Source organism: Peptoniphilus hominis (ex Hitch et al. 2025) (assembly GCF_040096015.1).
GTDB classification, from domain to species: Bacteria; Bacillota; Clostridia; order Tissierellales; family Peptoniphilaceae; genus Peptoniphilus_A; species Peptoniphilus_A hominis.
Window position 1 is genome coordinate 18,496 of the sequence record NZ_JBBMFO010000021.1, and the last position, 19,289, is coordinate 37,784.

The following is a 19,289-nucleotide window of genomic DNA, read 5'->3' on the forward strand; positions in this document are numbered from 1 at the left end:
ATGAAAAAATTTCTCTGTGATATAATATTAATTGGTGATAATATGTCAGAAATAAAATTAGAGCTTGAAGTGTGCGGCGGCTGCAATGAAAAAATTGGCGTCAAAGATTTATCGAGTATCTTAAAAGATTTAAAACCCTACAAGAGAGAAGAAATCACAGTGGGCTTCGACGGAAGAGACGATGCCTGCGTCTATAAAATAAACGATGACATCTCCCTAGTTGAGAGCTTGGACTTTTTTTCTACAATGGTAAAGGATCCCTATGACTTTGGAAGGATTGCATCTACAAATGCAATATCTGACATCTATGCCATGGGTGCAGAGCCAAAGTTTGCCCTAAATATAGTTTGCTTTCCTGAAGGAGAAAATCTTGAAATTTTAAAAGAAATTCTTCGCGGCGCAGGAGATGTTTGTCGCGAGGCAGAAGTTTCAATAACTGGAGGACATTCTATTCACGACAGAAAAATTAAATTTGGCCAATGCGTTACAGGTCTTTTGAAAAACAATGAAATCTGGACCAATAGGGGCGCAGAAGTGGGCGATTATTTTATTCTGACAAAGCCTCTTGGCGTTAGCCTAGTTATGAGCGCTTATTCTGTGGGAATGACCTCAGAAGAAAATTACATAGAGGCAATAAAAAATATGACCACATTAAACAAGTATGGAGCAGAAATTTTAAAGAAGTACAAAGTTTCTTCTGTTACAGATGTGACGGGCTTCGGTCTACTTGGCCATCTGGACGAGTGCACTGAAGACTCTGTAGAAATTTTTGCCGACCAAATAAATTTCTTGCCGGGAAGTTATGAAGCTGCCAGTGAATTTTTATTTACTGCAGGCGGTCAGAGAAATAGAAGGGCACTAGAAGATAAGGTTGAATTTACCTTTGATGACTTTGCCCTAGAAGAAGTTCTCTTTGATCCACAGACTTCAGGTGGACTTCTCTTTGCTACAAAAAAAGATGTAGCAGATAAAATTTTAGGAGAAATGAAGGAAAGTGGCATACCTGCTTTTTATGTAGGTCGCGTGATACCAAGAGAAAATAAAAAATTTAAGGTGATATAAATGGAAATTGATGCAAGAGGATATGCTTGTCCAAGACCAGTAATTATGACTAAAAGGGCAATTAGCGAAAATAGTTTAGAAGAAGTTTTAGTAAGAGTAGATAACGAAGTTGCCACAGAAAATTTAAAAAAGATGGCAGACCAATTGGGCTATACAACAAGTATTGTTGAAAATTCAAAGACTGACTACGAAGTTCATCTAAAAAAATCAGTAGATGGAAAAAAATCTGAAGTTGTTAGTGATGAATATGTTGTAATCTTTTCATCAGACAAACTTGGCATTGGCGAAGAAGAATTTTCCAAAAAATTAATGGAATCCTTCACTTATGCCCTATCAGAAGAGGACAGCCATCCCAAATACATCTTGTGCTACAATCACGGAGTACATCTAACTACAATAAATGAAAAAACTGTGGAAGACTTTAAAAAATTAGAAGAAAAGGGCACAGAAATTTTATCCTGTGGACTTTGCCTTGAAAATTATAAGTTAAAAGACCAACTTAAAATTGGCGAAATAACAAACATGTATAGAATTTGTGAAATTATGACTAAGTACAGAGTCGTAAAACCATGCTAGAATATTTTCTCTTGACCTTTGATTCCTCAAATAAATCAATAAAGGCAGAGAGAGTTCTAAGGAGAAACAAATTAGCCGCAAGAGTAATACCAGTGCCTGAAGAATTATCTAAGGGCTGCGGCTTTGCTGTGAGACTAGATGGGAATTTAGAAGAGGCAAAAATTTTTTTGCGTGAAAAAGATATTTGTCCCAAGGGAATTTATAAGTTCCTAGAAGAAAATTCTGCTAGAAAAATTATAAGGATTGATGAAAAATGATTTACTTAGACAATTCATCTACAAGCCTAGTAAAACCGGATGTGGTGGCAAAAACTTTATATGAAGCTGTCGCCAGCAGGAAATTTTCCAATCCATCTCGTGGATTTTATGATGAAGCTATAAATTCAAGCCAGGCAGTCTACGATACTCGGGAGATTATTGCAGATTTTTTTGGCATAGAAGATCCACTTAATATTTCCTTTACGGCAAATATAACTACATCTTTGAATTTAGTTTTGTCTTCTCTATTTAAAAAGGGCGACCACATTATTACAAGCCTAACAGAGCACAACTCTGTCCTAAGGCCCCTCTATCAACTTGAAGATAGGGGAGTAGAACTTTCTTTTATAGACATTGATGACAATTTTAATTTAAAATTAGAGGAATTGGATAAATATTTAAGGGAGAACACTAAGGCAATAGTTATTACTGCAGAATCTAATGTAAGTGGAGCTCTGACAGATTTAGATTACCTTTACGACTTTGCCATAGACCACGATCTTTTAGTAATAATTGACGGAGCACAGGCTGCAGGCACTGTGAAAATAAAATTTAATGAGAGAAAATACCCAAGGCTAGTTTTTTGCATAACAGGTCACAAGGCCCTCTTTGGTCCAAGTGGCACTGGGGCAATAATAGATTTGTCTGGCGAAAAATTTAAAAATGTCTTTACTGGCGGCAGCGGAGTAAATTCCTTTGACAGGTTTAACCCACAAGACATGCCCGATGTCTTCGAATATGGGACAATTAATTTTCACTCAATTATTGCCCTAGGCGCTGGGGTAAAATTTATTGATGAAGTGGGCATAGATGAAGTTTCAGGAAAAGTTCACGCCCTTCGCAAAAAACTTTTCTGGGGCATAAGAGATATTCCTGGCATAAAACTATACTCAAATGAAAAAGACACATCCATAGTTTCCTTTAACTACAAGGACTATGCCTCATCAGAAGTCTCAGAAAAATTATATAAGATGAGTAAAATTGCCTCAAGGGGAGGAATCCACTGTGCGCCACTCTTTCACCAGAGAGTGGGAACAAAAAGTCAGGGCATAGTGAGACTTTCACTTTCCTATTTTAACAATGAGGATGAAATAGATAAGACAATAGAGACAATAAGAAAGCTAAAATAAGCACACAGGAGGAACAAATGGCATTTAAAATAATATCTGATTCTTCATGCGACTTAGATTTAAAGACAATTGAAGAACTTGATATAGAAGTTTTAAAAATAAAAAGCACAGACCAAGAAGGCGAAGACCTGCCAGAAGAAATGACTAATAAAGAAATTTACCAAGAGATGAGAGATGGCAAATTTTTTAAAACTAGTCAAATAACTTACTACGAATACTTGCAAAAATTTGAAGACCTGGCAAGTCGTGGCAATGATTTTATTTGCATCACACTTTCATCAGGAATGAGTGGAACTTTTCAAAATGCCTGCATGGCAAAAAAGGAAATAGAAGAAAAATATCCTGTAAAAATTGAAGTCATTGACTCCCTTGCAGCTTCAGTTGGCTTTGGTCAAATAACATACTTCGCAGGCCTTGCAGCAAAAAATGGAGCGAGCTTTGAAGAAGTCGTGAGCCTGGTAAAATTTTTGGTGGAAAACACCAAACACATCTTTACAGTTTTTGACCTTAAATATCTCTATGAAGGCGGCAGAGTTTCCAGAACCAAGGCAAAAATCTCTAGCGTCTTAAATATTTTGCCAATCCTTGAAGTTGATGAAGAGGGAAAAATTTATGTGTCAGAAATTATTCGTGGCAAAAACAAATCCTACAGGAGGATGGTGGAAATTATTTCTGAAAATTCCATGTCAGATGGAAGTGACAGAGTCTTCCCAGTTTATGCAGACGACAAGGAAATTTTAAATCCCCTTATTTCTAAACTAGAAAAAGAAAATTACCACAAATTTTTGTCACTGGAGATAGGTCAAACAATAGCAGCCCATGTAGGTCCAGACATTTGTGGACTGGGATACCTGGCAGAAAATATTCCTGAAGAATTTATAAAATATTTGGACTAAAATAAAATTTAAAATAAAAATAATGCAAAGTAAAAGGAAGCCATGTTTGACTTCCTTTTTTTTTAAGCACTTTGTAATTTTGGTTTTTCTGTCATCTTCTTTAGAGAATACATTGCAATTAAAAATACTATAAATTCAGATATAAAGGCGCCTAAGAATAGATATCTTGCTCCAAAAATTTTTACACATAGGTAAATGGAGAAGAAGAGGGCGACTGAACCTCTCATTATATTTATTACTATGGAATATTTTGGTTTTCCAATGGCAGAAGAAAGGGTTGCTATAAATAAATTGTGTCCTGCCAATAAAAACATCAAGGCGTAAAGCCTTAGGGGTCTAATGGAAGATGAAATCATAGTTTTATTTTCTAAAAACATAGAAAATAATTTTTCTGCCCCAAAATATGATATGGCATACATAATTATGGAAATTATAAAGATAAAGATGAAACTCATTTTTATAATTTTTAAACTTTTTTCTCGCTCTTCTGATCCATGATAGTAGGAAAGGAGTGGCAGAGTTCCGTGGCAGACTCCTTGGAAGGTTGAGTTTGCAAAGACGGAGAGGTAATTTATAACTGCATAGGCTGATAAAAATTCTGGCGAGATGTATTTTATTATGAATAAGTTAAAGATAAAGACAAAGGTTGCTGTGTTAAGTTCAGAGATAAATTCCCCAAAACCATAGGCAACAGTTGTCTTTAAATAGGACAAAATTTCTTTTGCCCTCATTTTAATTTTCACAAAGCGAAGGTAGCCATTGGCAGCTCTAAAATGAATAAAAAATATTAGGCAAGATAAAAATTGCGCAATGCCCGTAGCAAGAGCTGCACCTCTCACTCCCATGTGAAACTTGTCGATTAAAATATAATCTAAAATAATATTTGTCAGGCAGGCAGAAACTGCACCAATTATTGCAGTTCTAGGAAAGCCATCCACCTTTACCAATACTTCAAAGGCATAGGAAATTATATAAAAGGGCGAAAAGAATACAATCACAGATAAATAATCGTGAGACAGTGGAAATAAGGTTGAGTTTGCCCCCAAAAATAAAATTATTTTATCCATAAAAATCAGTGCAAGGGCGGCAAGAAGACCTGCAAAGGCAAGGATAAAAATAAGTATAAAGGTAAAGACCCTATTTGCCTCGTCTCGATTTCCCTTGCCAAGCTCAATGCCAATTATGGTTTGTGAGCCAACGCCTGTTATAATGGCAATGGCAAAGAGAAAATTCACATAGGGAATAACTATTGTCACTGCAGATAATTCTAATTCACCTGCAAAATTTGCTACAAAAAATCCGTCGACAATTGTGTAAATTGAAAAGACCCACATAGCAATTATTGATGGGATAACAAATTTGAAAAATTGTCTCTTTAAGTTCATAAAACACCTCTAACTCCTAAATTATATATCAGCCCTATTTTTTAATCAAGAAAGACAAAATGGAAGGTTAGCTATTATCAAGAAGGATTCTCTTTGATATAATTAAAGATAATTTAAGGGAGGAAAATTATGAAAAAAATTATAGGAATTTCTGTAAATTCACTTAGGGAACTTTCTCAAAAAGATGTTGGACAAATTGGAGTGGAGGGTCAAGACTGGCAGCTTGTGGCAGCAGATTACATTAGGGCCATAGAAAGAAATGGCGGCCTGCCAATTTTAATTCCAAACATAAAAAGCCTTGAGGACATGAGTCTTATCCTCGATAAGCTTGACGGACTACTTTTATCTGGCGGCCACGATGTTAACCCAAGAATCTATAAGGAAAGAAACAGTGGAAAGGCTGGCAACTTTGACAACCTAAGAGACCAGCAAGAAATTTTTATGACAGAGTATGCCCTTGAAAGGGACCTACCTATACTTGGAATTTGTAGAGGTCTTCAAATTTTAAATGTCACTCTTGGCGGATCCATTCACCAAGACTTGCCTTCAGCAGGCTTCCCTGCCCACTCACTTAACAATTCACTGAGAAATGAGCCCTCACATTTATTAAAAATTTTTGAAGATTCTCCCCTCTATGAAATATTTAAGAGAGATGAAATTTGGACAAACTCCTACCACCACCAAGGCATAAATGAACTAGGAAAGGGCTTAAAGATTGCCGCACTTTCAGAAGAAGGACTTGTTGAAGCAGCTTATCTTGATGATAAAAAATTTGTCCTAGGAGTTCAGTGGCATCCAGAAATGATGTACGACCATGAGGAAATGAATATGATCTTTAAAAAATTTATTGACGCTTGCAAATAATAAAAGGGAAAAATTTTATATGGACACAAAAATACCCTTGCTAGATTTTTAGCAAGGGATTTTTGATTTATTTTCTATTCAAAGTAGTCAATTATGCCTTTAACTGCTATGCCAGTGTCCTTGTGATAAACTACTCCGTCGCAGTGAGGCAAGTTTTCTGTTCCTACTTTCTTCTTTGCCTCTTCGTAATCTTTTTTCTTGGCAATTTCTATTGTGCCTGGGTAATGGTTTGGTCCATTTTCGATGTAGACTACATCTTTTTCGTAGCCAGGAACTTCTTCTAGCTTGTGGGTGAAGTCCTTTAATCCACTTTCCTGAGCCTTGTAAAATAATTCTTCCATCAATCTATCGTAGTGTTCCTTTCTCCTATCAGAAAACATCAATTTGCCAGAGATGTCATCGTCACCTCGAGCCATTTTTTCAATAGAAGGTCCGTATCCTGCACCATCCATAGCTTCAATCTTTTCATCAAAGACAAAATTCTTATCATGGTCTAGGACATAGCGAAGTTCCATAGGAGTAGTATAGCCAGATTCGTCATTAAAAATTCCATTCTTGTAGGAGTAATTTTCATTAGCTACAATTGCAAGAAAAATTAATTTTCCATCTTCAAAGAAGTCCTTAACAAGATGAGTATAATAAATTTGGTAGTCGCCAGGGTTTTTCATAGTTTCAATATTTTGAACTTGATTTGAAAGCAAAAGTCCTAGGGCCTTGTCCCTTAAATTATCCTTTGACTCAATTAATTTTGAATTTTCTTTTCTAATTTCTTCGTTTTTATAAATACCATCTACTTTTTCCTTGGAAAGTTTAACTATTCTACCATGAGAATAAATTATTAGATCTCCTGCTTTATCTTCAGTCTTTTGTGTGTCCTTGTTATTAAAGCTCACTCCCATAAAAATTCTTTCGTAGTCATCTAAAGTCAAGTCGCCAAGAATTTCTGCAAGAGGAAATTTTTCACTTGATTCGCCAAGATTTTCTCTTGCAATAAGGAGTTTTATTTCTGGCTCATTTACTTTTTCCTTTTCACTTTCTTCAACTTTATTTTTTTCAGCCACTTCTTCTTTATTGGAATTTTTATTTTTGCCACAAGCAGTGAAAAATAAAATTGCAATTAAAGAAATTATTATAATTTTTAATTTTTTCATATTATCACCCTTTTAACTTATAATATAATAAAGCAAGAGGAGATTCAATTACAAAAATAAAATTAAAGCCTTAAATTATGGTATAATGGTTGTAATTTTAAATAAGGGGGATGCTATGAGAGCTGTAATAACTGTTATTGGTAGTGACAAAATCGGTATTGTATATGAAGTAGTAAAGAAGATGGTGGAATTTGACTTAAATATTGTGGACATCACACAAACAATTTTAGACGACTACTTTACAATGATTGTAATAGTTGACTTGACTAAGATGAATGTTGAGTTCCAAGAAGTTGTTGACGCCTACGAAAAGCTTGGCGAAGAACTAGATCTTTCTATTAGGGTTCAACACCAAGGTATCTTCGACAAGATGCACCAAATTTAAGGAGCTATTATGGATAAGAGAAGAATATTAGAAACAGTTAGGATGCTTGACCAAGAGAACCTAGACATTAGGACTGTAACTCTTGGCATATCACTTTTAGACTGTATAGATAAAGATGGAGAGGCTGCTCGCGAAAAAATTTACAATAAAATTATTAAGTACGGCAAGCACTTAGTTGAATACGCCAATGAAATCGGTAAAAAATATGGCGTAGAAATTGTAAACAAGAGAGTTTCAGTTACACCTATTGCACTTATTGCAGGGGCAACTCAAGAAAAAGACTACACAGAATTTGCAAGGACACTAGATAGGGCTGCAAAGGAAATTGGCGTTGACTTCATAGGTGGTTTTTCTGCCCTAGTTCATGGAGAGATGACGCCAGCTGATGAAATTTTAATAAATTCTATTCCTCGCGCCCTTGCTGAAACAGAAAAAGTTTGTGCTTCAGTAAATGTTGGGACAACAAAAAAAGGTCTAAACATGGATGCAGTTAAATTAATTGGCGAAAAAATTGTTGCCACTGCAGAAAATACTAAGGATGCAGACTCCATTGGTTGCGCAAAACTCGTTGTCTTTGCCAATGCAGTGGAAGACAATCCCTTTATGGCAGGAGCCTTTCACGGAGTTGGCATGGGAGATGTTGTCCTTCATGTTGGAGTTTCTGGTCCAGGCGTAGTTAAGTATGCCCTAGAAAAAGTTAAGGGCGAAAGCTTTGATGTAGTTTCAGAAACTATTAAGAAGACTGCCTTTAAAATCACAAGGCTTGGCGAACTAATCGGCACAGAAGTTGCCAATAAGGTGGGAGTTCCCTTTGGAACAATTGACTTGTCCCTGGCACCAACACCAGCTATTGGCGATTCCGTTGCAAGAATCCTAGAAGAAATTGGCGTAGAATTTGCAGGAGGACATGGAACTACAGCTGCCCTTGCCATGTTAAATGACGCAGTGAAAAAAGGTGGAATCATGGCATCTGACCATGTTGGCGGACTTTCTGGTGCCTTCATACCAGTAAGTGAAGACGAGGGCATGATTGAGGCTGCAAGAAATGGTCACATTGGACTAGATAAGCTTGAAGCCATGACTTGCGTGTGCTCAGTTGGTCTCGACATGATTGCAATTCCAGGAGACACTAAGGCATCAACACTTGCTGCCATAATTGCCGACGAAGCCATGATTGGAATTATAAATCAAAAGACAACTGCCGTTAGACTCATCCCAGTAATAGGAAAGGGCGTTGGCGAAGAAGCAACCTTTGGCGGACTACTTGGCTCAGCACCAATTATTCCAGTCCATGCGGGAAGTAGTGAAAGATTTGCCGCAAGAGGAGGATTTATTCCTGCTCCAGTACACAGCTTTAAAAACTAAAAAACAAATTTTAAGTGTAGGTGGACTGCCTACACTTTTTTTAATATTTGCAGTTATTACTCATGAAATTTAGATTTTAAAAAATTAGAATGGAGATAAGTTATGAAATACTTGACAGCATCAAACCTTATTTTATTTGTTGGAATTTTTATATTTGCAAGTTTTATCCTGGAAAAAGATAGTAAATTAAAAAAATTTTTGGGCATCATCTTAATATTTTTGGGCCGCATCTTAAAATTTTTGAATTTTTAAATTTAAAATTAAAAATAGAAATAGAAAAATAAAAATCACAGGGAGCTTGCACAAGGAGGCAATATGGAAGACATAATACTTGTAAAAAATATTGAGAAAAACTTTAAGGGCAAAAAACTCTTTTGTGATTTTTCTTTTTCTGTGGAAAAAAATACTGTCCATGCCCTTGTTGGACCAAATGGGTCAGGGAAGACGAGCCTACTTAGGATTTTGACGGGCATTTATAAGTGCCAAGGTCATGTGGAAGTCAAGGCTTCCTATGCTATGCTACTTGAAAATGACTACCTCTATGAGGAAAAAACTGGCATGGAAAATATAAATATCTTCTCCCTTTATTTTGGCGCAGACAAGAAAAATTATATAAAATATTCTGACATACTGGGGATTACAGATGACCTTAATAGAAAAGTTGCAACTTATTCCAAGGGCATGAAGAGGAAATTATCTCTTCTAATTATTGTCTTAATGGATAGGGACATAATCTTTTTAGACGAAGTAACTTCTGGGGTGGACCCCCTTTCTCGAGTGGAAATAAGAAAAATTATTGCCAGCTTAAAGGAGGAAGGCAAGACTCTTGTCATCACCTCTCACGACTTATCTGAGATAGAAAAAGTTGCCGATAAAGTTACCATGATTAAGGATGGAAAAAAGTTTATTCACCAGAGAAATTTCTCAGCTTGGAGAAGATCTTGAGGACTTATTTATAGAGGAGGGATCAAAATGAAGGACAAGGATTTAAATAAAGCGGCAAGATACATAATCTTTAGGGACAAAGAAGTGATGATCAACACAATTTTATTTTTCCTACTTGCCCTTGCCTACCTCTTTTCCCTTTACAAGTTTCTCTTTAGGGCTAGGGGAGAGGATTTTATCATCTTAATGGCCTATGCCCTCATACTTGGCTTTGGAATAATTGGATCCAACACTATTCTTGTAAATTTAAGTCTCAGGGACAAGCTAAGTGGCAGGTTGGAGTTTTTATTGGGGACTGGACTTGATGTAAGAGAGATAATAAAGGCATATTCAATTGAAAACTGGAGGCTTTCATCTCTTGCTTCCTTCATAATTTTTTTTGGAACTTATGTGATTTGTGACTTGGACAAATCCTTTATCGCTCTTTACCTAACCTGTATAACCCTTCATTATTTTTTGATCTTGACCCTTAACATAAAGGCAATGTATAGGAAGAATTTTAAGTTTTTCAAAAATATAGTTTTTTTTAGCACGAGTCTTATGATTTATCTCTTGGGAAATTTTTCTGGAAGGATTCTAAAATTTCTAGGCCTTATAAATTTGGACTTAAGCCTATTTTTAATTCTTACAAATGTAATTATTGGTCTTGCTTTAGGACTTTATTCTTTTTTCCAAGTTAGAGAATTAGAAAATGAAAATGTAATGGAGGTGAAGGCAGAGTGGTCTTAAAATTAATTGGTCTTGACCTAAAGAAAATCCTGGACAGGAATGCCCTCTTAATGGGTTTATTTGGACTTATTTTTACCCTTCTATCAAGGGTATCTCTTGAAAAAAACACAAGTCTATCAAGGCTCATGGGTCTAGAGGGTCTCGCCCTCCTCTTTTTTGTTTTTGCCTTAGAGTTTTCCAAGGGGACCCTCCAAGAAGACAAGGCTAGGAAAAAATTAGAATTTCTTCTTGCCAATGGCGTCTCCATAAAGTTTTTGCTAGAAAAATATTTTGGGACCTTATTTTTTTTAAGCCTCATTACGCTTTTGCCTTCCCTAATATTTTTTGGCGTGAAGGCAAGGATTGGGGTCCTTGAAATTTTAAACTTCCTACTTACAGCTGGCCTTTACACAAGTTTTTTAATTTTAAAAGTTTTAAATACAGAAAACATGAACAAGATGGCGGGGATCCAAAGGAAGATATTTTTTCTTGGAGGCCTTGTACTAATAGTCTCAACTAATATTTATATTTTCACTTCTGTGATAAAATTGTACTTGATAAGCAAGTTTTTAATTTTAATTTTTGCAAATATTTTTGTGGCAATAAAGACAAGCAAGGAAAGGATTGCGGTGAGTTACTTTTGATGGGGAAGAGAATTTTAAAAATAATAATTTCACATGCCGCTCTGATTTTTTATTGGTCCTACCTCTATAAGGCAGGCGAAATTACAAGTAAGGATCCAATAATAAACTTAACTTCCGCAGGATTAATCCTAATTATTTATGGCTTCATTTACACAGAAATTACTAAGAAAGAGGATAAAAAAACTGACGGACTTTATATTTCTGCCTCACTCTTATTTTTTGCCCTTGCCCTAAATAAAAATTTGCATTTTTTAATTTTCCTTGGTCTAGGACTTGTGACTTCAATTTTTTATATAGTGAAAAACTTGCGAAAAGAGAAGACTTTTTACATAAGTATTCTTCCAATTTCAAAAAAGATGACTCAGGTCTTTACGGGAATCTTCATTTGCGTGATTATGCTTTTAACTTATCTCTTGGACCTTGATGTCCTTGTCATAAATATTTTTAATCAAGTCATATTTTTTGCCTGCTGTCTTTTCTTTTTCCTATTCTTAAAGGATAGGGAAGATGTCTATGACAAGACCTTTAAATTATTTTATATCTCCCAATACCTGGAAAATGAAAGGGAAAATTTTGCAAGGCTTATTCATGACGAGGTCCTACAAGATATTTTTGCTGCCAAAAATTATTTGAGCCTAAAAGAGCCCAAGGTCCATGAGGCAAGCGACTTGCTTACAAAATTAAATGAAAGACTTAGGAAAATTATGAAATTTTATCAGACAAGTCTCTTTGAAGACTTTGGCATGGAAGAAAACATTCATGGCATCTTTGAAAACCTGGCTAGCCTTTATCCTTATAAGACTCCAAAAATTGACAAGAAAATTTCAAGTGCCTTAGAAAATTTAAGGGGCGAGGAAGTAAAACTAATTGCCCTAATTACCAAGGAGCTTGTCAACAACATCTACAAGCATTCAGAGGCGACCTATATTTTTTACAGACTCTATGAAGATAGAGGCTTTATAATTATGGAAGTGGAAAGCGACGGCATGGCTGAAGAGGACTTTAAAAATATAGAGGATTCAAAGAGGGGGGTTCTACTTTTGAAGATGCTAATTTCATCTAATGAAGGCGAAATTTCCTACGAAGACAGGGGAAGGATCCTTTACACAAAAATAAGATTGAGAAGGTTTAGAGATGAAAATTCTTTTATTAGATGACCACAAAATTTTTGGCGAGAGCTTAAGGCTCCTCTTGGAAGAGAGAGGAATCTCTTGCTTTTACACAAATGAAGTGGAAAAATTTTATGCTGAAATGAAAAAAGACTACGACATTTTTCTTGTGGACATAAATCTAAAAAGAGATGAGACGGGTTTTGACATCTTGGATAAAATTTATGAATTTGACAAAAATAAAAAGGTTGTAATTTTGACTTCCTACGACATGATTAACTACAAAAGAAAAGCAGAGGAAAAGGGCGCCAGAGACTTTATAAACAAGTCTGTGGAAGTGGATGAATTAATTGAAAGGCTAGAAAGAGTCTATAGAGATGAAAAAATTTTATCTAAAGATCAAGGCCCTAACCTTTTGGAATCCCTCACAAAAAGAGAGGAAGAAATTTTGACTGAACTTGTAAAGGGCATGACAAAAAAAGAAATTGCAGAGAAACTTTTCATAAGCGAAAGGACCCTCTACAATCACATAGCAAATATTTACGCAAAGCTTGGGGCGAAAAATCTTGTTGAGGCTTATAACACTGCCATGGAGCTTGGCTACATCAAACCCATAATGTAAAAAAACTAGGTCCAATGAACCTAGTTTTTTTTATCAGTCTTCTGAAATTATTTTGTATAAAGCATCAGATGTCTTTCTTTTTTTCTCGCGTAAATCGTCATTTTTTGCATAGCCAATAGCTATTACAAGTCTGATTTTGCTCTTGGTCTTTAAAAATTTTTGCAACTTTTCTTCGTCAAACCAACCGATTATACAAGTTGATAGTCCAAGGCTTGTGGCTTCTGCTGTAAAGTAGGCAGCAGATATGCCTATGTCAATGGACTTGTAATCTTGGTTTTTTACGCTTGAGCCAATCTTGGCGGACAAGTTGTAATTTTCTTCTGTGACAATGGCAAAGGCAGATACATTTTTTGTAAAGGAGTTCATCTTGCCAAGTTGAAAGTATTTTGAAATATTTTTTGCATCGTCGCCGCGGACAAGGTAATAGTAGTAGGGCTGTGCATTGCAAGCTGATGGTGCAAGCTTCATTGTTTCAAGGCAAGCCTCAATTTTTTCTATTTCAACTTCTCTATCTGGGTCATAGTCTCTACACGATTCTCTTTTTTTCGCCAATTCTTTAAATTCATTAAAATCCATATTATCCCTCTAAAAATTCATCTAAGTTTCCATCAAAAAAGTAAAATTCGTCGTCGCGCTTAAGTGCAGGCACGCCAACGCGATTTTCTTCAACAATTTCGTCAAAGTCCTCGGAGAAGTCCCTCTCCTTTAAAAATCTCTTCAAGTTTGCCATTGATGCCGTTATGTCTACAATTTCGCAGTCCAAATTTTTTTCTTTTACTGCTGCAATTGCAGGTGGACAGTCTGGGCAGAGGCTTGAAACAAATAGTGTAAGCATATTATTTTCCTCCAAAAATTTATCTAGGGCCCTATAAAATTCTTCATCGGCACTATTTTCTCTTTTTGCAATATTAAAATAAACTTGTCTCTCTCGCATTTTTCTCTTAAAGTGACGGCTTTCTAGCATGGCTACTATGTTGTCATCGTCTATGATCTTACCCTGAAAGTCCATGACTCTCGCCTTTTTTGAAAGGGCAAGGGAAGATAGACCCTTGTCATTTGTTATGACCAGGTCTTTACTTTTTGCATGATTGGCAATGTAGATGTCGGCTGCTTCCTTGGAGATGTCAACGCTAATGACTTCGCCATATATTGGGGAGAAGTCCTGGCTATAATTTTTTACCAAGAGAAGTTTCGCACCGTATTTTTGGCAGAGCCTTTCACATATTTCACGCACTGGTGAACCGTCTGCGTCTAATAATATTTTCATATTTATCTTTTACCCAAAGTATTTTCACAATATCATGCAAGCAAAAAGTATTGAAAATTTATTAATTTTTATATAGACTTAGTTTAGGAGGTTAATATGAAATATATTTATAGAATATTTGTATTCCTTACAGTTATACTCCTCCTTGGAGCATTAGGACTTACATTTATATTTATGCCAAGGGGAAAAAAATTAGATGACAATAAAAAAATTATAAATAAAGAAGAAGTTGCTGAGCCAGAAAAAATTACTGTCTTCAATGACGATGAGGACATTGTAAATATTTTATTAGTTGGACTTGATTCCAGCCAAGTGACTTATGAAAAGGACGAGGACTCTAAGAGAGCAGACACTATTATGCTCTTATCCATTGATCCAAAGTACGACAGAGTTAGACTTTTATCCATACCAAGAGATACATACTACAAGTTAAAGGGCTATGACAATTATAGGATGAATGCAGCTTATTCTCGTGGAGGTATTGATCTTCAAGTTTCAAGTGTAGAAGACTTTATGGGAGTAAAAATTGACCATTATGTTACAGTCAACTATGAGGCAGTGAAGGAGCTTGTAGATGCCATTGGCGGAGTGGAAGTTTACACGCCAGAATACAAGTACACAGACCCATCGACTATACCGCCACTAGAAATTAATTTTGAAGAAGGTCTTCACCTCTTAAATGGAGAAGACTCTGTGAAATATCTTAGAATTAGAAAAATTTACAAGGACCAAGACCTTGACAGGATTAAGGCACAACAAGATTTCATCATGAAGATTTTTGACAAGATGAAGTCACCTAAAATGCTTTTAAAGGTTCCAAAACTTGTTTCCATTGCCAATAAACACATTGAGACGGACATGAACTACGGTCAGCTTTCCTATCTTGCCTACTATGGCATAACTCTGGACAAGGAAAATATCGGTATGAAAACTGTGGAAGGCACTACTAAAAAGGGTTCACCACTATATTTTGTGGATAAAGATAGTGCAACTTATGAAGCTCATGAACTCCTTAGGTTGAGAGAAAAGGAGTCTGAAGCAAGTGAAGAAGACTTAAATTATACTGAAGAAGAGCTTAAGAATATGACAGAGGAAGAAAGGGCGGCTATTGAGCAAAAAATTAGAGACAAAAAGCTTAGGGAAAAATTAAAGGAAGAGGCTGTGAAAGAAGAAAATTCTACTTCTGTTTCTAATTCTAATGAAAATGAAGTTAAAGATGAAAATTAAATAGGGAAAATTATTTTATAAAGAAAGACCATCAAAGTGCATGATGGTCTTTTTTAATGTAATTCTTATTGAGCTAGAAGCTTTATTATATTTTTTACAACTTCCTTGGACTTTTGCATCTGGTCAAGGCTCACAAGTTCGTAGCGACCGTGATAATTGTAGCCGCCAGTGAAGATGTTTGGAGTGGGAAGACCCATAAAGGATAATTTTGAGCCGTCAGTTCCGCCTCTTACTGGGCCAATTTTTGGAGTGACGCCAGATTTTTCAAAGGCACTTTTTGCAAGATCAATTATTTCCATGTGGTCCTCTAAAACTTCTCTCATGTTGTAGTATTGGTCCTTGATTTCAAGTTTTATGCACTTGTCGTATTTTTTATTCAAGAAATTTGCTATCTCCTCAAATAATTTTTTCATGTCTTCAAACTTTTCTCTTGAGTGATTTCTTATGATGTAGTTCATTTTTGTGAATTCAACAGATCCCTCTATGCCAAGAAGAAGGGAGAAGCCCTCATAGCCTTCTGTGTATTCAGGTCTTTCATTTACTGGTAGCATTGAATTAAATTCCATGGCAATTAGCTGAGAATTTACCATGGTGTCCTTGGCAGAACCTGGGTGGACATTTTTGCCTTGGATTTCGATTTTTGCTGAGGCTGCGTTAAAAGTTTCGTATTCAAGCTCGCCAAGAGGTCCGCCGTCAACGGTAAAGGCAAAGTCTGCCCCAAATTTTTTCACATCAAACTTGTCTGCACCTCTGCCGATTTCTTCGTCAGGTGTAAAGGCAATTTTTATGTCGCCATATTTGGCATCCTTGTCCCTTAAAAGTTCTTCCACAGCAGAAATAATTATGGCTATGCCAGCCTTGTCGTCTGCACCTAAGAGTGTAGTCCCGTCAGTTGTTATAAGAGTTTCGCCCCTTAAGTCCTTTAGGAAGGGAAAGTCGGAGACAGATGTGGTGAAGTCCTCATTTAATTTTATGTCGCAGCCATCATAATTTTCAATGCCCCTTGCCCTTACATCCTTACCGCTCATATCGGGAGCAGTGTCCATGTGAGCAATAAAACCAACAGCCTTCTTGGCTTTTACCCTGCCAGGAATTTTTCCATAGACATAGCCATTTTCATCAATCTCAGCCTCAATGCCAAGGGACCTTAACTCCTCCACTAAAAAATTTCCAAGCCTTAACTGTCTTTCTGTCGATGGACAAGTAGGGGAACTTTCGTCACTTGTTGTCTCAAAGGAAACATAATTTAAAAATCTATCTAAAATATTTGTCATAATAACCTCCAATGAATTTATTTTATCAAAAAAATTAAAAAAAATAAAAGCGACTAAAAAGTCGCCTTTAAAAAATTAATCAAACTTATAAATATTTATGCCAGTGTAGTCGTCCTTTTGTCTTTCCACAGTGCCCTCTATTACATTAATAGTTAGTTCGCAAGTTACACTTATCTTAGCAGACTTTAAATGGCCGCCATAAACTTTTCCATCAGTGTCAGATGCAGATATGTGAAGGTGTGGATAGTATTCGCCATCTAGGGTTGTAATGCTACCAATTAGAGATAAAATTTCAAATTCGCCCTTGAAATTTTTTTCCTTGTAATCTCTTTTTGCCAGGCTAAAGAGTCCAATAGTGAAGTCGTCTGTGGCTCCAATGCCATAAATGCTGGCAAGTTTAATATTTTCCTTTAAAGCAAGATCCTTTAATTTTTCGTGAACTTCTTCAGTTCTGTCAATTCTTGCAATAATTTTGTCGCCAAATCTTTTGTAATCCATAATTCCTCCTATTTTTATTATCGAAACATTTGAAAAATTTTAACTTCTTTAAATTAATTTTACCAAAAATTTTTAAAAATTAATCAAAATCATTTTTTGAAATTCTATCTTCCACAGAGTATTCGTTGTCCAAAATTTCCACATCATACTCCTCGTTAAACATTGGCGAAGACAAAATATAGTCGCCAGTAGTGGGAGATGTTGCCATGGCAATATTGTATAGGGTGGAAATCCTAAGTAATGCCTTTACATCGGGGTCGTGAGGTTGCGCCTCAAGAGGATCCCAGAAGAAGATCAAAATATCAATTTTTGAATCAGAAATTTTTGCACCAAGTTGTTGGTCGCCACCAAGTGGACCAGAAACAAGGCGTTTGACATCAAGAGATGTCTCACGAGAGATGAGGGCAGCAGTAGTCCCCGTTCCAATAAAATTGTGCCCTCTTAATTTTTCTTCGTGCTTTTTAACCCAAGCCAGGAGTTCCTTTTTCTTGTGGTCATGTGCCACAAGAGCAATATTTTTCTTTTTCTTCACTTTAATTTTTTTAACTTGCATAAGTACCTCGAATTTTTAAAAAATCTTGACTAAGCTCTTTCTTTAATATATAATATCAAAGATTGAAATCCTTGCATAGTTTTTTTAGCTATGCCGTAGACCACGAGGAGGTGAAAGTATGAACAAATACGAAGCGGTGATTATGTTTTATCCTGAAGTTGAAGAAGAAAAAAGAAATGCTTCTTTCGACAGACTTAAAAAGGTAATCGAAAAAGACGGTAAAATTGATAACGTTGATGAATGGGGCATGAGAAAATTAGCTTACGAAATCGACTACAAAAAAGAAGCTTATTATATTTTCGTTGAATTCGAAACAAAACCAGAAGACATTGCTGAAATCAACAGAGTCGCAAAGATCATGGACCCAGTTATGAGACAAATGATTATAAAAGTTGAAGACTAAGGAGTTTTTATGAATTGTGTTAGTTTAATAGGAAGACTAGTAAGAGATCCAGAACTTCGTTATGCGCAAAATGGAACAGCTATTTGTCGTTTCACTCTTGCTGTTGACAGAAGAATGTCAAAGCAAAAGAGACAAGAAGCTCAAGCTAATAATCAACAAACAGCTGATTTTATAGGCTGCACAGCTTTCGGTCAAACAGCTGAACTTATTGCCAATTACCATAGAAAAGGAAGTCAAATTGGAGTTGAAGGTAGAATCCAAACAGGAAGCTACGAAAAAGAAGGAAGAACAATTTATACAACAGATGTTGTTGTAAATGCTATTTCTTTTATCGGCTCAAGCCAAGGACAAAACCAAGGCGGATTTAACCAAAACCAAGGCGGCTTTAATCAAAATAATTTCCAAAATCAAAACCAAGGTGGATTTAACCAAGGCGGCTTTAATCAAGGTGGATTTAATAATGATCAACCAGTAAATTCAGCCTACGGAAATGACTTTTCAAAAAATGATAATGACGATGAAGATGGATTTTTCCCTGTTGATAATGACGATATTCCATTTTAAGGAGGGTAAAAATGCAAAGAAGATTTGGCAGAAGGAAAAAAGTAGATCCTTTTGAAAAAGATAAAACTAAAAAAATTGACTATAAAGATGTTGATATGCTAAGAAATTATATTTCTGACCGTGGCAAAATTCTTCCAAGAAGAATCACAGGTTTAACAGCAAAACATCAAAGAGAAATGACAGTTGCTATAAAAAGAGCAAGACAAATCGCACTTATTCCATATAGCGCTGACTAATTAGACTTAAACTGCTGGCTTATCCCAGCAGTTTTTTTGTTGTACGCTTTAGCATGAATAAACCACCAGCTATGCTGGTGGTAGGAATACTAGCTTTAGCTTCAAGCAAAAAACCTCCCGTGATAAACTATATATGTTACTGGCAGTAGCATAAATAGAAAAGGGAGG

25 protein-coding genes are annotated in these 19,289 nt (G+C 35.8%); 18 read left to right on the forward strand and 7 right to left on the reverse strand.

Going from position 1 to position 19,289, the window contains the following annotated elements; all coding sequences use genetic code 11:
- Positions 1–42 precede the first annotated feature (42 nt).
- The 5 genes from selD to WMO19_RS06945 are packed head-to-tail and all read left to right on the forward strand — an operon-like array spanning position 43 to position 3,921.
- Positions 43–1,062 (forward strand): selenide, water dikinase SelD, encoded by a 1,020-nt coding sequence (gene selD / locus WMO19_RS06925; RefSeq protein WP_349170981.1) that lies wholly within the window; start codon positions 43–45, stop codon positions 1,060–1,062.
- The gene (yedF, locus tag WMO19_RS06930; RefSeq protein ID WP_349170982.1) at positions 1,063–1,638 is read left to right on the forward strand and encodes a sulfurtransferase-like selenium metabolism protein YedF; all 576 of its coding nucleotides are present in this window, start codon (positions 1,063–1,065) and stop codon (positions 1,636–1,638) included.
- Positions 1,632–1,895, forward strand: a complete 264-nt coding sequence (locus WMO19_RS06935) for a DUF3343 domain-containing protein (RefSeq protein ID WP_349170983.1) — start codon at positions 1,632–1,634, stop codon at positions 1,893–1,895. The genes yedF and WMO19_RS06935 overlap by 7 nt, the downstream gene beginning before the upstream one ends.
- Positions 1,892–3,025 carry an aminotransferase class V-fold PLP-dependent enzyme gene (locus tag WMO19_RS06940; RefSeq protein ID WP_349170985.1) on the forward strand — a complete coding sequence of 378 codons (1,134 nt, stop codon included), beginning with the start codon at positions 1,892–1,894 and terminating at the stop codon, positions 3,023–3,025. Before WMO19_RS06935 ends, WMO19_RS06940 begins: the two co-directional genes overlap by 4 nt.
- A 17-nt stretch (positions 3,026–3,042) precedes the next feature.
- The gene (locus tag WMO19_RS06945) at positions 3,043–3,921 is read left to right on the forward strand and encodes a DegV family protein (protein ID WP_349170987.1); all 879 of its coding nucleotides are present in this window, start codon (positions 3,043–3,045) and stop codon (positions 3,919–3,921) included.
- A 62-nt stretch (positions 3,922–3,983) separates the two neighbouring features.
- Here WMO19_RS06945 and WMO19_RS06950 read toward each other — a convergent pair whose 3' ends face one another.
- Positions 3,984–5,306 carry an MATE family efflux transporter gene (locus WMO19_RS06950; RefSeq protein ID WP_349170988.1) on the reverse strand — a complete coding sequence of 441 codons (1,323 nt, stop codon included), beginning with the start codon at positions 5,304–5,306 and terminating at the stop codon, positions 3,984–3,986.
- A gap of 129 nt (positions 5,307–5,435) precedes the next feature.
- Here WMO19_RS06950 and WMO19_RS06955 point away from each other — a divergent pair, with 129 nt between their 5' ends.
- Positions 5,436–6,170: a gamma-glutamyl-gamma-aminobutyrate hydrolase family protein gene (locus tag WMO19_RS06955; protein WP_349170990.1), complete on the forward strand. Its 735-nt coding sequence runs from the start codon at positions 5,436–5,438 to the stop codon at positions 6,168–6,170.
- A 74-nt stretch (positions 6,171–6,244) separates the two neighbouring features.
- Here WMO19_RS06955 and WMO19_RS06960 read toward each other — a convergent pair whose 3' ends face one another.
- Positions 6,245–7,321, reverse strand: coding sequence for a hypothetical protein (locus WMO19_RS06960; protein WP_349170992.1), 1,077 nt, complete (start codon positions 7,319–7,321; stop codon positions 6,245–6,247).
- A 115-nt stretch (positions 7,322–7,436) separates the two neighbouring features.
- On the opposite strand from WMO19_RS06960, the gene WMO19_RS06965 reads away from it, so the two are divergent.
- The 8 genes from WMO19_RS06965 (at position 7,437) to WMO19_RS07000 (ending at position 13,099) form a co-directional block, all read left to right on the forward strand.
- Positions 7,437–7,706: an ACT domain-containing protein gene (locus tag WMO19_RS06965; protein ID WP_019125287.1), complete on the forward strand. Its 270-nt coding sequence runs from the start codon at positions 7,437–7,439 to the stop codon at positions 7,704–7,706.
- Between the two features lie 9 nt (positions 7,707–7,715).
- Positions 7,716–9,071, forward strand: a complete 1,356-nt coding sequence (locus WMO19_RS06970) for a PFL family protein (RefSeq protein ID WP_349170994.1) — start codon at positions 7,716–7,718, stop codon at positions 9,069–9,071.
- Positions 9,072–9,173: 102 nt separating this feature from the next.
- On the forward strand, positions 9,174–9,323 hold the full coding sequence (locus WMO19_RS06975; RefSeq protein ID WP_349170996.1) for a hypothetical protein: 150 nt from the start codon (positions 9,174–9,176) through the stop codon (positions 9,321–9,323).
- Between the two features lie 63 nt (positions 9,324–9,386).
- Positions 9,387–10,016: an ABC transporter ATP-binding protein gene (locus WMO19_RS06980; RefSeq protein WP_435891053.1), complete on the forward strand. Its 630-nt coding sequence runs from the start codon at positions 9,387–9,389 to the stop codon at positions 10,014–10,016.
- A gap of 27 nt (positions 10,017–10,043) precedes the next feature.
- Positions 10,044–10,745, forward strand: coding sequence for a hypothetical protein (locus WMO19_RS06985; protein ID WP_349170998.1), 702 nt, complete (start codon positions 10,044–10,046; stop codon positions 10,743–10,745).
- A complete protein-coding gene (locus tag WMO19_RS06990) occupies positions 10,736–11,368 on the forward strand; it encodes a hypothetical protein (protein WP_349170999.1) in 633 nt (210 codons plus the stop codon). The genes WMO19_RS06985 and WMO19_RS06990 overlap by 10 nt, the downstream gene beginning before the upstream one ends.
- Positions 11,368–12,525, forward strand: a complete 1,158-nt coding sequence (locus WMO19_RS06995) for a hypothetical protein (protein WP_349171001.1) — start codon at positions 11,368–11,370, stop codon at positions 12,523–12,525. Before WMO19_RS06990 ends, WMO19_RS06995 begins: the two co-directional genes overlap by 1 nt.
- Complete coding sequence (locus WMO19_RS07000; RefSeq protein ID WP_349171002.1) at positions 12,503–13,099, forward strand: response regulator transcription factor; 597 nt, start codon at positions 12,503–12,505, stop codon at positions 13,097–13,099. Before WMO19_RS06995 ends, WMO19_RS07000 begins: the two co-directional genes overlap by 23 nt.
- A gap of 33 nt (positions 13,100–13,132) precedes the next feature.
- Here the strand turns inward: WMO19_RS07000 and WMO19_RS07005 are convergent, their stop codons facing one another.
- Together WMO19_RS07005 and WMO19_RS07010 are read right to left on the reverse strand one after the other, a co-directional pair.
- Positions 13,133–13,675: a nitroreductase family protein gene (locus WMO19_RS07005; RefSeq protein ID WP_349171004.1), complete on the reverse strand. Its 543-nt coding sequence runs from the start codon at positions 13,673–13,675 to the stop codon at positions 13,133–13,135.
- Between the two features lies 1 nt (position 13,676).
- A complete protein-coding gene (locus tag WMO19_RS07010) occupies positions 13,677–14,366 on the reverse strand; it encodes a DUF188 domain-containing protein (protein ID WP_349171006.1) in 690 nt (229 codons plus the stop codon).
- A 96-nt stretch (positions 14,367–14,462) separates the two neighbouring features.
- On the opposite strand from WMO19_RS07010, the gene WMO19_RS07015 reads away from it, so the two are divergent.
- Positions 14,463–15,593 carry an LCP family protein gene (locus WMO19_RS07015; protein ID WP_349171008.1) on the forward strand — a complete coding sequence of 377 codons (1,131 nt, stop codon included), beginning with the start codon at positions 14,463–14,465 and terminating at the stop codon, positions 15,591–15,593.
- A 65-nt stretch (positions 15,594–15,658) separates the two neighbouring features.
- Here the strand turns inward: WMO19_RS07015 and pepT are convergent, their stop codons facing one another.
- The 3 genes from pepT to WMO19_RS07030 form a co-directional block, all read right to left on the reverse strand.
- Positions 15,659–16,867, reverse strand: coding sequence for a peptidase T (gene pepT / locus WMO19_RS07020; protein ID WP_349171010.1), 1,209 nt, complete (start codon positions 16,865–16,867; stop codon positions 15,659–15,661).
- Between the two features lie 75 nt (positions 16,868–16,942).
- Positions 16,943–17,365, reverse strand: coding sequence for a PPC domain-containing DNA-binding protein (locus tag WMO19_RS07025; protein ID WP_070611681.1), 423 nt, complete (start codon positions 17,363–17,365; stop codon positions 16,943–16,945).
- 79 nt (positions 17,366–17,444) lie between these two features.
- Positions 17,445–17,918, reverse strand: a complete 474-nt coding sequence (locus WMO19_RS07030; protein ID WP_349171012.1) for a methylglyoxal synthase — start codon at positions 17,916–17,918, stop codon at positions 17,445–17,447.
- A 118-nt stretch (positions 17,919–18,036) separates the two neighbouring features.
- Between WMO19_RS07030 and rpsF the strand changes: the two genes are divergently transcribed.
- From rpsF to rpsR, 3 genes are read left to right on the forward strand one after another with little or no spacing between them, the layout of a single operon-like run.
- Entirely contained in the window at positions 18,037–18,321 is a 285-nt protein-coding gene (gene rpsF / locus WMO19_RS07035) for a 30S ribosomal protein S6 (RefSeq protein WP_288166202.1), read from the forward strand.
- A gap of 9 nt (positions 18,322–18,330) precedes the next feature.
- A complete protein-coding gene (locus WMO19_RS07040) occupies positions 18,331–18,885 on the forward strand; it encodes a single-stranded DNA-binding protein (protein WP_349171014.1) in 555 nt (184 codons plus the stop codon).
- Positions 18,886–18,896: 11 nt separating this feature from the next.
- Entirely contained in the window at positions 18,897–19,121 is a 225-nt protein-coding gene (gene rpsR / locus WMO19_RS07045) for a 30S ribosomal protein S18 (protein ID WP_019108153.1), read from the forward strand.
- The last annotated feature ends 168 nt before the right edge of the window (positions 19,122–19,289 follow it).

What these genes read in the sequence shown, in the direction of transcription:
- selD (WP_349170981.1), top strand. Translation starts at nt 43, where the DNA reads ATGTCAGAAATAAAATTAGAGCTTGAAGTGTGCGGCGGCTGCAATGAA.
- yedF (WP_349170982.1), top strand. Translation starts at nt 1,063, where the DNA reads ATGGAAATTGATGCAAGAGGATATGCTTGTCCAAGACCAGTAATTATG.
- WMO19_RS06935 (WP_349170983.1), top strand. Translation starts at nt 1,632, where the DNA reads ATGCTAGAATATTTTCTCTTGACCTTTGATTCCTCAAATAAATCAATA.
- WMO19_RS06940 (WP_349170985.1), top strand. Translation starts at nt 1,892, where the DNA reads ATGATTTACTTAGACAATTCATCTACAAGCCTAGTAAAACCGGATGTG.
- WMO19_RS06945 (WP_349170987.1), top strand. Translation starts at nt 3,043, where the DNA reads ATGGCATTTAAAATAATATCTGATTCTTCATGCGACTTAGATTTAAAG.
- WMO19_RS06950 (WP_349170988.1), bottom strand. Translation starts at nt 5,306, where the DNA reads ATGAACTTAAAGAGACAATTTTTCAAATTTGTTATCCCATCAATAATT.
- WMO19_RS06955 (WP_349170990.1), top strand. Translation starts at nt 5,436, where the DNA reads ATGAAAAAAATTATAGGAATTTCTGTAAATTCACTTAGGGAACTTTCT.
- WMO19_RS06960 (WP_349170992.1), bottom strand. Translation starts at nt 7,321, where the DNA reads ATGAAAAAATTAAAAATTATAATAATTTCTTTAATTGCAATTTTATTT.
- WMO19_RS06965 (WP_019125287.1), top strand. Translation starts at nt 7,437, where the DNA reads ATGAGAGCTGTAATAACTGTTATTGGTAGTGACAAAATCGGTATTGTA.
- WMO19_RS06970 (WP_349170994.1), top strand. Translation starts at nt 7,716, where the DNA reads ATGGATAAGAGAAGAATATTAGAAACAGTTAGGATGCTTGACCAAGAG.
- WMO19_RS06975 (WP_349170996.1), top strand. Translation starts at nt 9,174, where the DNA reads ATGAAATACTTGACAGCATCAAACCTTATTTTATTTGTTGGAATTTTT.
- WMO19_RS06980 (WP_435891053.1), top strand. Translation starts at nt 9,387, where the DNA reads ATGGAAGACATAATACTTGTAAAAAATATTGAGAAAAACTTTAAGGGC.
- WMO19_RS06985 (WP_349170998.1), top strand. Translation starts at nt 10,044, where the DNA reads ATGAAGGACAAGGATTTAAATAAAGCGGCAAGATACATAATCTTTAGG.
- WMO19_RS06995 (WP_349171001.1), top strand. Translation starts at nt 11,368, where the DNA reads ATGGGGAAGAGAATTTTAAAAATAATAATTTCACATGCCGCTCTGATT.
- WMO19_RS07000 (WP_349171002.1), top strand. Translation starts at nt 12,503, where the DNA reads ATGAAAATTCTTTTATTAGATGACCACAAAATTTTTGGCGAGAGCTTA.
- WMO19_RS07005 (WP_349171004.1), bottom strand. Translation starts at nt 13,675, where the DNA reads ATGGATTTTAATGAATTTAAAGAATTGGCGAAAAAAAGAGAATCGTGT.
- WMO19_RS07010 (WP_349171006.1), bottom strand. Translation starts at nt 14,366, where the DNA reads ATGAAAATATTATTAGACGCAGACGGTTCACCAGTGCGTGAAATATGT.
- WMO19_RS07015 (WP_349171008.1), top strand. Translation starts at nt 14,463, where the DNA reads ATGAAATATATTTATAGAATATTTGTATTCCTTACAGTTATACTCCTC.
- pepT (WP_349171010.1), bottom strand. Translation starts at nt 16,867, where the DNA reads ATGACAAATATTTTAGATAGATTTTTAAATTATGTTTCCTTTGAGACA.
- WMO19_RS07025 (WP_070611681.1), bottom strand. Translation starts at nt 17,365, where the DNA reads ATGGATTACAAAAGATTTGGCGACAAAATTATTGCAAGAATTGACAGA.
- WMO19_RS07030 (WP_349171012.1), bottom strand. Translation starts at nt 17,918, where the DNA reads ATGCAAGTTAAAAAAATTAAAGTGAAGAAAAAGAAAAATATTGCTCTT.
- rpsF (WP_288166202.1), top strand. Translation starts at nt 18,037, where the DNA reads ATGAACAAATACGAAGCGGTGATTATGTTTTATCCTGAAGTTGAAGAA.
- WMO19_RS07040 (WP_349171014.1), top strand. Translation starts at nt 18,331, where the DNA reads ATGAATTGTGTTAGTTTAATAGGAAGACTAGTAAGAGATCCAGAACTT.
- rpsR (WP_019108153.1), top strand. Translation starts at nt 18,897, where the DNA reads ATGCAAAGAAGATTTGGCAGAAGGAAAAAAGTAGATCCTTTTGAAAAA.